This is a genomic window from Phenylobacterium sp. LjRoot219 (assembly GCF_964252995.1).
Taxonomy (GTDB): Bacteria; Pseudomonadota; Alphaproteobacteria; order Caulobacterales; family Caulobacteraceae; genus Phenylobacterium.
On sequence record NZ_CAXUQI020000002.1, the window covers coordinates 325,740 to 338,892 of the forward strand.

13 protein-coding genes are annotated in these 13,153 nt (G+C 69.9%); 3 read left to right on the top strand and 10 right to left on the bottom strand.

Annotated elements, in window-relative coordinates:
* Positions 1-15: 15 nt before the first annotated feature.
* Positions 16-915 (top strand): SMP-30/gluconolactonase/LRE family protein, encoded by a 900-nt coding sequence (locus ACSQ14_RS19515; RefSeq protein ID WP_436015903.1) that lies wholly within the window; start codon positions 16-18, stop codon positions 913-915.
* On the opposite strand, the gene ACSQ14_RS19520 is transcribed toward ACSQ14_RS19515, so the two are convergent.
* Positions 912-1,997, bottom strand: coding sequence for an SDR family oxidoreductase (locus ACSQ14_RS19520; protein ID WP_436015904.1), 1,086 nt, complete (start codon positions 1,995-1,997; stop codon positions 912-914). The genes ACSQ14_RS19515 and ACSQ14_RS19520 overlap by 4 nt on opposite strands.
* 326 nt (positions 1,998-2,323) lie before the next feature.
* Between ACSQ14_RS19520 and ACSQ14_RS19525 the strand changes: the two genes are divergently transcribed.
* Entirely contained in the window at positions 2,324-3,145 is an 822-nt protein-coding gene (locus ACSQ14_RS19525; protein WP_436015905.1) for a TetR/AcrR family transcriptional regulator, read from the top strand.
* 296 nt (positions 3,146-3,441) lie between these two features.
* Here ACSQ14_RS19525 and ACSQ14_RS19530 read toward each other — a convergent pair whose 3' ends face one another.
* The 8 genes from ACSQ14_RS19530 to ACSQ14_RS19565 all read right to left on the bottom strand — a co-directional run bounded on the left by ACSQ14_RS19530 (position 3,442) and on the right by ACSQ14_RS19565 (position 11,355).
* Positions 3,442-3,825: a nuclear transport factor 2 family protein gene (locus ACSQ14_RS19530; RefSeq protein ID WP_436015906.1), complete on the bottom strand. Its 384-nt coding sequence runs from the start codon at positions 3,823-3,825 to the stop codon at positions 3,442-3,444.
* A gap of 256 nt (positions 3,826-4,081) precedes the next feature.
* Complete coding sequence (locus ACSQ14_RS19535) at positions 4,082-5,416, bottom strand: spinster family MFS transporter (protein WP_436015907.1); 1,335 nt, start codon at positions 5,414-5,416, stop codon at positions 4,082-4,084.
* Between the two features lie 73 nt (positions 5,417-5,489).
* Positions 5,490-6,740: an amidohydrolase family protein gene (locus ACSQ14_RS19540; RefSeq protein ID WP_436015908.1), complete on the bottom strand. Its 1,251-nt coding sequence runs from the start codon at positions 6,738-6,740 to the stop codon at positions 5,490-5,492.
* A gap of 16 nt (positions 6,741-6,756) precedes the next feature.
* Positions 6,757-7,308: a nuclear transport factor 2 family protein gene (locus ACSQ14_RS19545; protein ID WP_436015909.1), complete on the bottom strand. Its 552-nt coding sequence runs from the start codon at positions 7,306-7,308 to the stop codon at positions 6,757-6,759.
* A gap of 26 nt (positions 7,309-7,334) precedes the next feature.
* Complete coding sequence (locus ACSQ14_RS19550; protein WP_436015910.1) at positions 7,335-8,375, bottom strand: hypothetical protein; 1,041 nt, start codon at positions 8,373-8,375, stop codon at positions 7,335-7,337.
* Positions 8,376-9,384: 1,009 nt separating this feature from the next.
* Positions 9,385-9,927, bottom strand: coding sequence for a hypothetical protein (locus ACSQ14_RS19555; RefSeq protein ID WP_436015911.1), 543 nt, complete (start codon positions 9,925-9,927; stop codon positions 9,385-9,387).
* A gap of 254 nt (positions 9,928-10,181) precedes the next feature.
* Positions 10,182-10,352 (bottom strand): hypothetical protein, encoded by a 171-nt coding sequence (locus ACSQ14_RS19560; protein ID WP_436015912.1) that lies wholly within the window; start codon positions 10,350-10,352, stop codon positions 10,182-10,184.
* Positions 10,353-10,575: 223 nt separating this feature from the next.
* Positions 10,576-11,355: a transglutaminase-like domain-containing protein gene (locus ACSQ14_RS19565; RefSeq protein ID WP_436015913.1), complete on the bottom strand. Its 780-nt coding sequence runs from the start codon at positions 11,353-11,355 to the stop codon at positions 10,576-10,578.
* Positions 11,356-11,496: 141 nt separating this feature from the next.
* Here ACSQ14_RS19565 and ACSQ14_RS19570 point away from each other — a divergent pair, with 141 nt between their 5' ends.
* Entirely contained in the window at positions 11,497-12,303 is an 807-nt protein-coding gene (locus ACSQ14_RS19570; RefSeq protein WP_436015914.1) for a hypothetical protein, read from the top strand.
* On the opposite strand, the gene ACSQ14_RS19575 is transcribed toward ACSQ14_RS19570, so the two are convergent.
* Positions 12,267-13,145, bottom strand: a complete 879-nt coding sequence (locus ACSQ14_RS19575; RefSeq protein ID WP_436015915.1) for a TauD/TfdA dioxygenase family protein — start codon at positions 13,143-13,145, stop codon at positions 12,267-12,269. The genes ACSQ14_RS19570 and ACSQ14_RS19575 overlap by 37 nt on opposite strands.
* Positions 13,146-13,153 lie beyond the last annotated feature (8 nt).

Consider the following 13,153-nt stretch of genomic DNA (forward strand, 5'->3'; position numbering starts at 1 on the left):
TCGGAGACACGGCTGATGACGACCGCAACGGACGCCCGCGTGGAGCTGGTCCTCGAGGCCGACAACCATCTGGGCGAGACGCCGGTGTGGTCGGTCGCCGAACAGGCGCTCTACTGGATCAACTGCGAGAAGCCGGCGGAGCTGCACCGCTGGCGGCCCACCGACGGCGCCCACCAGGTCTGGCCGATGCCGCGGCGGGTCGGCGGCCTGGTGCTGAAGACCGACGGCCGGCCGCTCGTGGTGCTGGCCGACGGCCTCTATGACTTCGATCCGGCGACCGGGGCGCTGGCCTTGCGGGTCGCCTCGCCGCTGGCGCCCCAGGTCATGCTGCACGAGTGCCTGTGCGACCGCCAGGGCCGGTTCTGGACCGGGGCCTACGACCACGACTGGTCGCCGGCCAACCGCAACTCGCAGAACGCCGCCTTCCTGCGGCTCGACGGCGAGGTGCTGACCCCGGCGATCCCGCAGATCAGCGTCGCCAACGGCCTGGCGGTCAGCCCCGACGGCCGGACGCTCTACGCCTCGGACTCGCCGACCAAGCGGGTCGACGCCTTCGACCTCGACCCTGCGTCCGGCGCGGTGTCCAACCGGCGGCTCTTCCTGCAGCTCGGCGACGGCGAAGGCTTCGTCGACGGCGCGACCGTCGACGCCGACGGCGGCTACTGGCTGGCGGTCGTCGGCAAGGGCCAGCTTCGGCGCTACCGCCCCGACCGCCAGCTCGACCGCATCGTCGAGCTGCCGTTCTCCAACCCGACCAAGCCGGTGTTCGGCGGGGCGGACCTGGACGTCATCTACGTCACCACCACCCGGCTGCCGATCACCCTGCCCGGCGTCGCCGGCGCCGAGCGCAACGGCGGGCTCTACGCGGTGCACGCCGGGGTCCGCGGCGTGCCGGACGCGCTGTTCGCCGGCTAGGGCTTCGGCAGCAGCTTTCGCGCCTGCAACTCGCCGATCCAGCGGCGCACCGAGTCGACGCTGTCGCGGCAGCCGGCGAACCCGGCCTGCCGCAGCTTGATCGTGCTGAGCAGGGTCGGCCGGCCGATCGTCTCCACGTCCCGGCGCAGCAGCACGTCGGCGTAGTGGTGGCTCTCACCCAGGAAGGCGTCGAGCGCGAGCGACTGCAGGCCCTCGCGGCGGACCACGCCGTCCCACAGCGCCGCCCGGGCCGACAGGTATTCGGACAGCCGCATCGGTTCGTCCGGGCCGGCCTCGACGCCGAACGCCGCCGCCAGCGCCGGCCAGGCGTCGCGCCAGGCGAACACGTCGCCGTTGGTGATGTTGAAGGTCTCGTGGCGCGCCGCGCCCGCCGTCCCGGCCCATGCGAACGCCTCAGCCAGCAGGTCGGCGCCGACGATCTCCGAGATCTGCAACACCCCGCCCGGATAGCTGAAGGGTTGGCCTTCCTCGCGCCGCAGCGCCGCATAGGCCCCCAGCGGCAGCAGCGGATTCATCGCCGCGCCCCAGGCCGCCCCGACGACGATGGCCGGCCGGAAGATCGTCCAGGCGAACCCGCGCCGCGCCGCCAGCTCGCGGATATAGTCCTCCTGCAGCCAGTAGAAGTTCTCATGCGGATCGCGCGGCGCGGTTTCGCGGGCCGGCACCGGCGCCAGATGACCGACATGGGCGCCGTAGGCCTTGGCGCCCTGCAGCAGGGTGACATGCGCCAGGCCCGGGGCGGCCTCGCTGAGCGGCCCCAGCAGGTTCTGCAGCATGCGTAGGTTGAGCTGCATCTGCGCCGCGTCGCGCCAGCCCGCGACCAGCCCCGGCTTCTCGGCGACCGCCGCGTAGACCACGTGGCTGACCGCGCCCAGCTCGGCGCAGGCGGCGCGGCAGGCCTCCGGGTCGGCCAGGTCGAGCGGCAGATGCCGGAGCGCGCCCAAAGCGGCCGGGCGGCGCCGGGAGACGGCGATCGGCGTCCAGCCCGGGCTCGCGGCGAAGTGCGCCAGCGCGGCTTCGCCGACCACGCCGGTCGCGCCGACCACAAGAACGGTGTTCAAGGCGATCCCCTTCTGCGCCGTCGGGGCCCGGAATACGGCCCTGGCGAAACTCCGCCGCAGGCCGGCTTAATGCAAGCCACGTCGGGCATTTCTTTTTACGCCAGGAACTCAGAATGGACAGTATGTCCAGCTTCTGCCGCCGCATCCGCCCGAGAATACTGGACTAAATTTCAGCAGCCGCCGCTCACCCGCCGAGCTTTGGCGGGCGCTCAGCGCAATCTAGGCTCGACGAAAGCCGCTGCAGGCCGCTAAAGGAATTTTCCACAGCGTGCGAAGTGCAATAAGCTCAGCGCATAGATTCTGAACACCGCTGCTACGGATCGTTGATGAAATCCCAGACCCCGAAAGCACGCGCCGCCGCCGGACGCCCCGGGCCCTACGCCCGCAAGCCTGCGCGGCCGAAGCCGCAGCGCGCCGGCCGCCCGACGCTGGTCGAACTCGAGCGGCGCAAGGCCAAGGTCATGCAGGTCGCGACGGATCTGTTCGTGCAGCACGGCTATGCGGCGACCTCGCTGGTCGACATCGCCAAGGCCGCCGGGGTCGCCACCCGCACGCTCTATCAGCACTTCGGCGACAAGGAGGCCATCTTCATGGAGGTGGTCACCGCCCGCGAGAGCGGCGCGGTCTTCCGCCCGCCGTCGGTCGGCGAAGCCGAGACCCTGCATGACGGCATCATGCAGATCGCCCGCTACATCTGCGACGTCTCGTTCCGGCCGCGGTCGGTCGACCTGATGCGGCTGACGATCGCCGAAAGCCGGCGTTTCCCCGACTTCATGATGAACCTGACCCAGAAGACGTTCGCGCACTTCCGTCAGGCCGTCGCCTCGATGTTCGACGAGCTGGTGGCGCGCAAGCTGGCGCCGCAGAGCGACTCGGCGACCTCCGCCGTGCTGTTCGTCGACCTGATCCTCGGCACCGCGCCGCTGCTGGTCTACGCCGGCTGGGCCTCGTCGCACCCGGCGGAATCCGAGCTGGAAGCCAAGGTCGACTTCTTCATCACCGGCCGCTTCGGAGCCGCCGTGGCCAAGCGCGCCCGCACCGCCAAGGCTCCGAAGGCGGCGGCGAAGCCGCCGGAACCGGCCGCGAAGGAAGAAGCCCCGGCCGACGCGTCGCGCAAGCGCACCCGGACCGCCAAGGCCGCCGCCTAAGTCAGCCGGAGGCGCCGCAGGACCTGCGGCGCCGCTCGCGCACCCGCGAGCCGATCTCCGCCGCCCATATGCGCGGCGTGAGCTGGCCGTCGCTGCGGCGGCCCCTTCTCAGCACCCTGCGCGACCCGCGGCTGGCGTCGGATTCCGGCCTCGCGCGCGCCTGCATTTCCGCTTCATGTATTGCCACATGCGAATTGCATTCGTAAAGTGGGATTGCCCAGTACGGGCGTTCTTCCTTTTCTCCCCTCTGGCCCGCCGGCAGACCGGCGGGTCTCTTTTTTTGGCCGCCCGACGCGCTACTTCTGCATCTTCACGACGGTGTGGGCGATCTTCCAGTCGTCGCCGACGCGCGCCAGGGTCCGATAGTACCAGCCCATGTTCCACTCGCGGGTCTCGGCGTTGATAAACAGGTAGTTCTGGATGGTCTCAGCCTTGTCGCCGTCCAGCTCGATGCGCAGCGCGCCGCCGAGATGCAGGCCGTGCGGGGCCTTGGACAGCATGCCGGCGACCTCCGCCCGCCCGCGCAGGGTCCGCCGATACACCTCGTAGACGGTGTCGTCGGTGAACAGGTCCATCCACTCCTCGAACGGATTGACCTCCAGGCGAAGACAGTATTCCGCGAGCACTGCGCGAATTGCGAGCTCGTCCGCCATCTTCTGCAGGTCCGGCTGCGAAGCCATTTGCGCTCATCTCCAGCTTGCTCGGCGCGGACGGGCGCACGAGCCGGTGGCCCTGGACGCGCGGCCGCGACCGACAGTTGAAAGGCCGGCGCGCGGCGAAGGGAGTTCCCGCGCGCCGGTAAGTCGGTTGTCTCTACCTCGCGGGAACCGGGGAAGACCGCCACCGCCAAGCCCCGCATCGTTCGAAGGAAGCCGCCGCCGTGTCAACGGAGAATTGCGCCACACTTATTGCAATATGCCTCTTTGCGGTCTCGGCTCAGGCCGCGGGCTCCGCCACCAGCTCGGCCCGGAAGGTTCGCGCCGCGGCGACGAAGCCGATCACCGCCAGGATCCAGGCCGCCGGAGCCACCAGCATCGCGCGCGACAGCGCGGCGGCCCCCAGCTGGGGCTGCAGCGCGTCGCTGACCATGCCGGCGATCAGCGGCCCAGCGCCGCCGGCCAGGGCGGTGCAGAACAGCAGCACCGCCGAGGCGGTCGCGCGGGTCTCCGGCGGCACCAGGCGCTGGATCGCCACGACCACCGGCGCGAGATAGGCGGTGCCGACGACGTAGCCGGCGGCCAGCAGCCAGACGGCCGCCCAGCGGTCCGGCGTCAGCAGCGCCAGGATCAGGCACGGCAGCAGCAGCAGCGCCATGCCGGCGACGATCCACAGCAGCCAGCGCGGATCGCGCCGGCTCATCCGGTCGGCCAGCCGGCCGGTAAGCACCAGGCCGACGATCCCGAACAGCCCCGAGGCGATCCCGTAATAGGTCCCGACCTCGCCGACGCTGAAGCCGTGGGTGCGGATCAGAAAGGCCGGCGCGAACGCGGTCAGGGTGTAGCCGCCGACGCCGACCAGGGCGGAGGCGGCGAGGATGGTGAGGAAGCTCCGCTTCTTGAAGACCGCTAGCGGGGTCCGCGGGGCGCTCTGGCCCGGAGCGGCGTCGGTCGCCAGGGCGCGGCCGGCCCCTGGGCCGAGCACCAGCAGGACGAGCGGCGCCACCAGCAGGCTCAGCCCGCCCATGGCGAGAAAGGCCCCGCGCCAGCCGAGCGCCTCGCCGACCAGGCCGCCGCCGAGCAGCCCCGCCATGCTGGCGATCGGCACCGAGAGGCTGAGCACCGCCAACGGCCCGGCCCTCCGATCGGGCGGAAAATTACGCGAGATGTAGGCGTGGGCGGCGGGCGTGCTGCCGGCCTCGCCGACGGCGACGCCCATCCGCGTCAGCGCCAGGTGCAGGCCGCTCTGCGCCAGCCCGCCGGCCATGGTCATCACGCTCCACAGCGCCAGCGAGGCGCTGATCACCAGGCCATAGCGGCCGCGATCGGCGAGCCGGGCGATCGGGATGCCGATCACCGCATAGATGACCAGGAAGCCGAACCCGTTGATCAGGCCCAGCGTGGTGTCGGTGAGCTGCAGCTCCCGCTTGATCGGCTCGGCCAGCACCGCAGGCAGGAACCGGTCGACATAGTTGAGCACGCCGACCAGCGTCAGCAGGACGATCGCCGCGCTGCGCCGCCGGCGGTCCCGCCCCGCCCCCGCGCGGTCGGCCTCGACGCTCGGCCGCGGCGCGGTCGCCAGGCCCTCAAGCTGCGTGTCTCGAGCCGTCGTCACCAAGCCGCCTCCCCAGATCGCAATAGGTCAGATTCAATACACATGGATCCGCCGCGACGCCAGCGAGGCGCCGTCAGGGCTCGGGCAGGAGCCAGGCGCCATTGGTCGCGAAATACTGCTCCAGCACCGCCTCCCCCAGCGGCGCCAGCATCTGGTGGGCCTTGTCCTTGACGTAGGCGCCGCCTTCGAGATGCGGATAGTCGGTCGAATAGCAGTAGCAGTTCGCCAGCCGCGGATAGCGGGTGATGAACTCGGCGACCGGCTCGATCATGTTGTGCGGCGTCACCCGGACGTTGCGGGCGAGATACTCCGACGGGCGCAGCGACAGGGTGGACTTGAGCCGGCGGGCGAACACCTTGCTGGCCCACATGTCGAGATTGTCGGCCAGCGGCCCCAGCCAGTGGGCGCCGAGCTCGATCGCGCCGAACCGCAGGGTCGGGTGCCGTTCAAACACGCCGCCCAGCACCATCACCGTCAGGAAGTGTTCGACCGCCAGGTGGATGGTGCTGAACGAATAGGGCTCCAGCCCGACCTCCAGCGCCAGCTTGTTGGGCGCGAACGCCGGCGCGTCGCTCCACTGCGACGAGCCCAGGAAGCCAAGGTCGCTGCCGACATGGGCCAGCACCGGCACCTGGCGTGCGGCCAGCAGCGCCCAGAACGGATCGAGCTCCGGCGCGGCGGGCGAGAGCCCCGCCGGCGGCGAGCCGGTGTTGATCAACAGCCCCCTCAGCCCGCAGTCGATCAGGCCCGTCGCCTGGCCGATCAGGTCGACGACGTCGCCGCCCGGCTTCAGCATCCCGACCACCCGCAGCCGGTCGGGATCGAGCGCCGTCGCGCGGACCGCCCAGGCGTTGTGCTCGTCGATGCCGGCGCAGCCGAGCGCCCGCGCCTCCTCCGCGCTCAGCCCCTGGCCGAGCAGGTTCTGCATGGCCTGGGCGATCGAGCCGCCGCCGTCCGGCCCGGTGGCGAGGATCAGCCCCCACAACCCGAAGCTCGGGAAGATCAGCTGCCGGCGCACGCCCATCAGGTCCATCGCCTCCAGCCGGCGGCGCATGTCGAACGCGCCCGGTGCCCCGGTGTGGCGCAGGCTCCAGACATTCTCCGCGGTCATCGGCGCGTCGTCGCCGGCCTGTCCTGGGCGGGCGATGTAGTCCTCGCCCATGGCGGCGATGAACGGCGCGCAGACCTCGGCGAGGCGCTGCGCTGTCGGACCGAAGATCTCGCCCCACAGGTGCGGCGGTGCGAACTCGTGGCCGTCGACGTCCAGCGTCCGCTCCAGCAGCGGCGCCCGCGCCGACAATGGGCCTTGGGCGATGGCTGCCATGCCCTCTCCTCCCGGCCTAGAAGCTCAGCCGAAGGCCGACCCGGGCCGGGTCGACCACCAGCGGGCGGTCGTAGGAGCAGTCCGAGCGGTCGCGGGCGACCTGGCCGACCGCCGCGTAGGCCGCGGCCGCCGCCTGCGACACCATCCCCTCGCCCCACCATTCGAGGAGGCATTTGCGCGCCGCGATGCGCCATTCGCCGCCGCGGCGCTCGAGGCGGTCGACATAGCGCCCGCCGTAGTTCGCCAGGTGGTCGCCGTCCTTCGTCATGCCGGCGAACAGCCAGTAGGTCTCGCAATGGGCGACATCGCCGTCCAGCGCGCAGACGTGGTTGGTCACATGGTGCTGGTGGCTGCGGAACAGGTGCAGGTGGCTGGGGTCGGTCCAGTCGAAGAAGTCCGCGCCGGCGCCGACGAACATGCCGTGGTCGTCGAGCGCGTCGGGATGGAAGCAGCGGAGCATCAGCTCGCGGTCCTGCCGGTCGAGGGCGCGGACGAAGTTGCAGATCAGCTCGCGGATCGCCTGCTTGTCGTGCAGCTCGCGGATCATCCGCTCCAGCTCCGCCTCCATGCTCAAGCCTCCTTGCGACCGGCCGCTCAGGCCGTCCTCAGCCCCTCGAAGCGCATCCGCTCGACCGCCCGGCCGGTCCGCCCGAGGATCAAATTGCCGTCGCGGTCGGTGGTGATCTTGTGGACGGTGGCCGACAGGTCGGCGCCTTCGGAGTTGGGCGCGCGGAACGCGTCGACGATCTCCCCGGCGGTGAGGTCGAAGGTCCACAGCCGGCTGTCGCTGCCGTCGTTGATCAGCATGAAGCCGCCGTCCGCGGTGAAGGCGACGTTGAAGGTCGAGCCGAACGGGCGCTCGAGCTTCAGCGCGATGTCGCGCACCAGCCGCGGCTCGGCCCGGCCGACCGCGTCGAACGCCAGCACCCGGCAGTTGATGCGATCGCAGACGTAGAGCAGGCCGTCCGGCCCCCGGCTGATGGCGTGCACCGGATTGGCGAAGGTCGCCGGCCCGCTCGCCGCGAACGGCGGCGACTGGCCATCGGCGCCGAAGGCCCGCAGGAAGGCCCCGGTGTCGGAATTGAACACCGCCACCCGATGATTGACGTAGCCGTCGGTGATGTAGACCTCGCGCCGCGCCACGTCGTGCCAGGCGTCGGTCGGGCAGCCGAGCAACTCGCCGCTCTGATCGCCGCCGGTCTCGCCGAACCGGCCGATCCGCAGCAGCAGCCGGCCGTCGCGGGTGAAGCGCTGCACGGCGTGGTCGTAGGCGGTGTTGGCCCCGAACACCCACAGAGTGTCCTCGGCGTCGAAGGCGATGGTCTCTTCCTGCTTCGGCCACTGCGGCTGGCCGTCGACCCGCGGCAGGTGGTCCGGACCGCCCCAGGCCTGCAGGAAATTTCCCGCGGCGTCGAACTCCACCACCGCCGGCAGCCGTGCGGCGGGATCGTCGAGCGAGCCCGGCGGCCCCCATTCCATGATCGAGGCCAGATGCAGCACCCAGATGTGCCCGTCGGCGCTGACCTGGACGCCGGTCACCGCCCCGAGCGTTCGCCCCGGCGGCGGCCGTACGGGCGGGGCGGCCTCGCCGGTGAAGCGCGGCAACGCACGGCCGGTCCGGTCGGGGATGATCACGCGCCGCTCCTCCCGTTTTCTTTTATCTTAGGTCCCACCACGCCGAATCCGCAAACCGGCGGTCGGGCCGACGTGAGAATGTCCGGGTTGGAGATCGTCGCGGCGGGCGCCGCCGCCGCGGCCGCGGCCGCGGCTGGGCGCATCGCCTGCCGGCAGGCGGGAGTTCCGAACTTCGGCCGCGGCGCTTACAGGCTGCGATGGAGGAGCTAGAGGCTGCCGGCCTGGGCGATGCTCAGGTTCGCCGGGAATCGCATGTGCGCCCCAAGGGCAGCAGAGGCTACGCTTGGCGGACCGCGAAAGCAGAAGGCTACGTCTGTTCGTATTCGCGCAAGGGACCAGTCGTCAGCATCGGTTCAAGCCTCTCCCAAAGCCCCGGCTTGATGGTTGCGGCGACGAGCCTCGCGCGTCCGGCCCGCCCCCAGAAGCGGACATTCCGAACTTCCGCAAAGGGGTGGAAGGCGGAACAACCAAGAGCGAGTTAGCTACTGCTCCGAAGGCGGAAGTGCATCACGAACTTCCTCCCGCGGACGTCGCATCCACCCGCGGTCTTGCTCAGGATCCGCCATTTGCCCACGTATTCAGATAGGACCGACCCGCGCTCATCGAGGAGGGTCGAACTGCAGCCCGACAGAACGCCGCCGTCACCGACTAAGCATGTGACAAAAGCGTCAGCGTCTGGGTAGGGAATACGGTCGCGCTCTGGCAACGCCGGGAAGTCTGGACGAGCAACGCGAACCTCGCGTAGCCCGCTAATGGGGCCACACCCAGCCGCCTGAGCGAGTTCGCCAAAAGAGGCGGAAGTGAAGAACAGGATGGCACCGAGGGCGCGACGAAGGCGAGACACGCCTTCACCGTAGCACCTCGCTGACCCGTCTCAAGTTCGCCTAGGCGTCGTGAGCTCTGGTCAGGCCACCTCCCGGAAGCGGACCTTCGGATGCCGCAAGGGGTGGACCGGAACGACGAACGGCAATCCTCGTTCGCATGTGGCCTACCGCCGGTACTCAGCTCTTCAGCGGGTGCTCAAGGCTCTCGTCTTGCGCGTAATTGTTCGTGCGCCTTCACCGGCCAGCATGATGAAACCGAACAAGATTAGCCCCCAAGTCAGCATGAACTGGAGGGGATAGAGATTCCCGTGACCAAACAGGTCGGCGCGCACGCGCGTCAGCGCTTTGATTGCGATACCGACAATTAAAATTGAGCTGGCGTTAACTGCGGGCCGATCTTGTTCGCGACCGGCGAACCCTAGCGACAAGCATAGTATGGATAGGCTGGTCATCAGGTAGACCGCCTCGGGCCAGCCAGGCGACCACCACCAGAAGCGGTCAGCCACCTTTTGAATGATGCCTGCAAAAACAGCGCAGACCAACACCAGCGCTGGCGATCCGACTCTAGCGCCGAAGACAAAAACAGCGCCCAAAGATGCGGCGGCGAAGAGAAAATCCGTCAGTGGATCGGAAATCGACAATCCATAGTGCCACGCTCGACTGCCCAGGCCGACATAGACCGCTAGGTAGAAGCAGGTGCAAAATGCAGCCTGGCCGGCCCATCTCATGATCTCGCACCGCGCTTAGGCGACAGACGAAATGGTAACGTTCGACCCAATCTCTGTCGCGGACAGAGTTCCGCTCAGGGTCGGGAGCGCTGGTCAGGTCGGCTCCCGGAAGCGGACGTTCGCAACAGCCGCGAGTTCTGCCACCCAGGCGAATGCGGGATCTGGAAGGGAGCCAGCTCCCGCAACTGGCGCGTGGCGGACCGAGCTTGAGTCCGTCGCGCTGCGGTCCCGAACCCAATGCTATGGGAGCGCCGTCAGCGTGAACGGCGCGCCGTCTCGGCGGCCGGCAGCCATCCCGCCTCACGGGCCTTCTCGTGCCACTGTTTAGCGGACTCGAGGAAATGGGCGCGCGTAATGCCGAGCGACTTCTCGGCGTGCGCTTCCGCGGCCAGCGCGCGCTTCTGGTACTCTTCACCCTTGGTCATGGTCGAGAGCGGTATCCCTCGGCCGCGGGGAGTTCAATCCCCGTGACAGCCCGACGCCGCAACTGCGTCGAACTGGCCTAGCTCAGCCCGCGCAGCTGGGATCATGCCCGGTCGCCTCAAGCGGTGCCTGCGCAACGACGTCCGTCTGCCCGCACGCCCAGGACCCCAGCTGTTCCAGCCGTCCAGTCCTCGACTCTGTCCCGGGACGGAGGAAGCGCGAGCCTCAGTCCACCTGCTCGATGGCGAAGGACTGGGTGACCAACTGGGCCTGCCCAAAGATGGACATGAAGGCGATGTCCGTGGCGTCCAACCCGGTCGCGACGCGGACCAGGCCTTCAGGCCGCACCTTGCCCGTGGGGTCGGCCAGCCGCCAGCTGTCGCCGACATAGACCTCCAAGACCGCGTGCATGTCCGGAGGATCGAGCTGCCAGGCGTAGCCGCTCACCGCCCGGGCCGGAATTTGCGAGGCGCGGCAGAGGCTGATCGCAAGATGGGTGAAATCGCGACAGACGCCCGCGCGATCGACGAAGGTGTCCAACGATGTGGTGCTGGCGTCGCTGACGCCAACGGCATAGTCGAGGTGCTTGGCGATCCAGGCGAGGATCGCCTCCACCCGGTCGCCGCCCACCGTCCCGTTGAACTCGCGGTTCACGAACCGTTCGAAGCGGTCCGACGGACAGTAGCGGCTCGGCCGGAGGTGCTTCAAAGCGCCGGGGGGCAAGTTCTCGATGGTCGAGGCGGCGGCGCCCGCGAGCACGATGTCCCGCTCGGCGACCTCCACCAGGGCCTGGTATTGAATTTCGACCGTATCGGTCGCGAGAAAGGCGACACGCCGCTCGCCCGATGTCTCGTCATCAAGCCGCGAGACATGGGGGTTGCTGGAAATAGCGAGCGTCTCTTGGCTCACCCGCTGGTCGCCGCCATTTGCGGCTTCGAGCAGTAACAGCACCTCACACGGCGACGCGAAGCTGTAGGTCAGATCGGCGGTGACGCTGAACTTCATGCCGGTGCGCTCCCTGAGAAGCGGTAACGCTCAAGATCGGATAGCGGGACGGCCTGAAGTCGCCCGCACAACGGCCTCGCCCGCGCGCGCAGCCCGACGTAGGCTGCGGTCGGCGCCGACGCGGGCGGATCGAGGTGCGGCATGGGCAAGATCTCCATCGCAACCCTGCAGGACGCGCCGCGCGTCGACCCGCCGGCCGGGTTCGCCGGCGAGTGCGAGACCCACGCCCTGCTCGCCGCGGCCAAGGATCCGCTCCACACCCACGTCCTTCAGCTTGAGCGCGACGCGACGGTGCGGATCGGGCCGAAGGACACCGACTGCGTCGTCTATGTCTGGCGCGGCGCGGTCGAGGCCGGCGGACGGGCGCTGGCGGCGACCTCGAGCCTGATCGTCGAGCGCGGCGCGGCGATCGCCCTGCAGGGCCGCGACGAGGCCTCGCTGCTGGTGACCTTCAGCGCCGCCCAACCCTCGGCCGCGGCCCGGCCGGGCGGCCATGTCCACCTGCTGCCGGCCGAACGGGTGCCGCGCGCCGAGCTGACCGGCACGCGCGGGGCCGCCGGCGGGCTGCACGCCGACGCCGGCTGTCCGTCCTGCGAGGTCTGGCTGCACGAGAACAGCCTGGCGCCCGTCGACGACGAGCCGCCCGGCGCCGGCGGGGAAAAGGGCGTGCACTCGCATTCCGAGGACGAGGTGATCTTCGTCACCGCCGGGCAGATGCGGCTGGGCGCGCGGCTCTATGGCCCCGGCGCGGCCGTCGCCATCCCCGCCGAGACGCTCTACAGCTTCGGCGTCGGGCCGGACGGGCTGAGCTTCGTCAATTTCCGCGCCGGCCGGCCGAGCGAGATCAAGTTCAAGGGCGGCGGGGTGATGGACGAGGTCGGCTTCTGGCGCGACCGGGTCGGCGCCCCGGACTACCTCGCCCCGCTGGCGGCCGAGCCCAGGCCTTGATCCGCCAGCCCGTCGTCGTCGACGTCGACCACCCGGCATGAGTTCAGGTCGCGAGGATCGTCGAACGCCCGGTAGGGCGTCGAGCGATGCAGCATGCAGCGGTTGTCCCAGACCAGCAGGTCCCCCGCCTTCCAGCGGTGCCGGTAGATCCGCCTGGGCGTCGAGGCGATCGCCGTCAGTTCGGCGAGCAGGGCCTGCCCAGCTTCGTAATCCAGGCCCGCGATCCGTTCGACGTGCGACGGGATGATCAAGGCCAGCCGGCCTGACGGCGCGTGGCGGCGGACCAGCTTGCGGGCGACCGGCGCGGTCCGCGTCGGGGACTGATCCGGCGGCTCGACTCCGACCTGCCGCAGCGAGTGCAGGATCGAATGCTCGGTGGTCAGGCCCAGCAACTCGCGCTGCCGGTCCGGGCCGAGCGCCTCCCAGCCGACGCGGGCGTCGAGGAACTCGGTGTCGCCGCCGAGATCCGGAACGATGCGAGCGTGGAGAAAGGAATAGGTCGCCCCCGGGGCCAGGAAGCTGCTGTCCATGTGCCACAGGCGGTTGGCGTCATGCTGCCGGCGGGTCGGGTCCTCGGCCGACTTCAGCTGTCCGTCGTCGGCGAGGTTGCTGACGCGGATGACCTCGCGGCGCACTTCGGGCTGGCTGGACATGTTCTGCAGCGGCCCGAAGCGGCCGGCGAAGCGGGCCAGACCGCCGTCGTCGAGCGCCGCGGCGCGGACCAGCACCAGCCCCCAGCGGCCGATCTCCCGTTCGAAGACCGCGGCGTCCGGCTCGGCGAAATCGACGCCGCGGAGCTCGGCGCCGAACAGCGGATGCAGCGGAAAAGCCTCGAGGCCCATCGCGATCC

Coding starts and splice junctions, on each gene's coding strand:
- ACSQ14_RS19575 (WP_436015915.1), bottom strand. CDS start 13,145: ATGGGCCTCGAGGCTTTTCCGCTGCATCCGCTGTTCGGCGCCGAGCTC.
- ACSQ14_RS19555 (WP_436015911.1), bottom strand. CDS start 9,927: ATGAGATGGGCCGGCCAGGCTGCATTTTGCACCTGCTTCTACCTAGCG.
- ACSQ14_RS19545 (WP_436015909.1), bottom strand. CDS start 7,308: ATGGAGGCGGAGCTGGAGCGGATGATCCGCGAGCTGCACGACAAGCAG.
- ACSQ14_RS19570 (WP_436015914.1), top strand. CDS start 11,497: ATGGGCAAGATCTCCATCGCAACCCTGCAGGACGCGCCGCGCGTCGAC.
- ACSQ14_RS19530 (WP_436015906.1), bottom strand. CDS start 3,825: ATGGCTTCGCAGCCGGACCTGCAGAAGATGGCGGACGAGCTCGCAATT.
- ACSQ14_RS19525 (WP_436015905.1), top strand. CDS start 2,324: ATGAAATCCCAGACCCCGAAAGCACGCGCCGCCGCCGGACGCCCCGGG.
- ACSQ14_RS19540 (WP_436015908.1), bottom strand. CDS start 6,740: ATGGCAGCCATCGCCCAAGGCCCATTGTCGGCGCGGGCGCCGCTGCTG.
- ACSQ14_RS19560 (WP_436015912.1), bottom strand. CDS start 10,352: ATGACCAAGGGTGAAGAGTACCAGAAGCGCGCGCTGGCCGCGGAAGCG.
- ACSQ14_RS19515 (WP_436015903.1), top strand. CDS start 16: ATGACGACCGCAACGGACGCCCGCGTGGAGCTGGTCCTCGAGGCCGAC.
- ACSQ14_RS19565 (WP_436015913.1), bottom strand. CDS start 11,355: ATGAAGTTCAGCGTCACCGCCGATCTGACCTACAGCTTCGCGTCGCCG.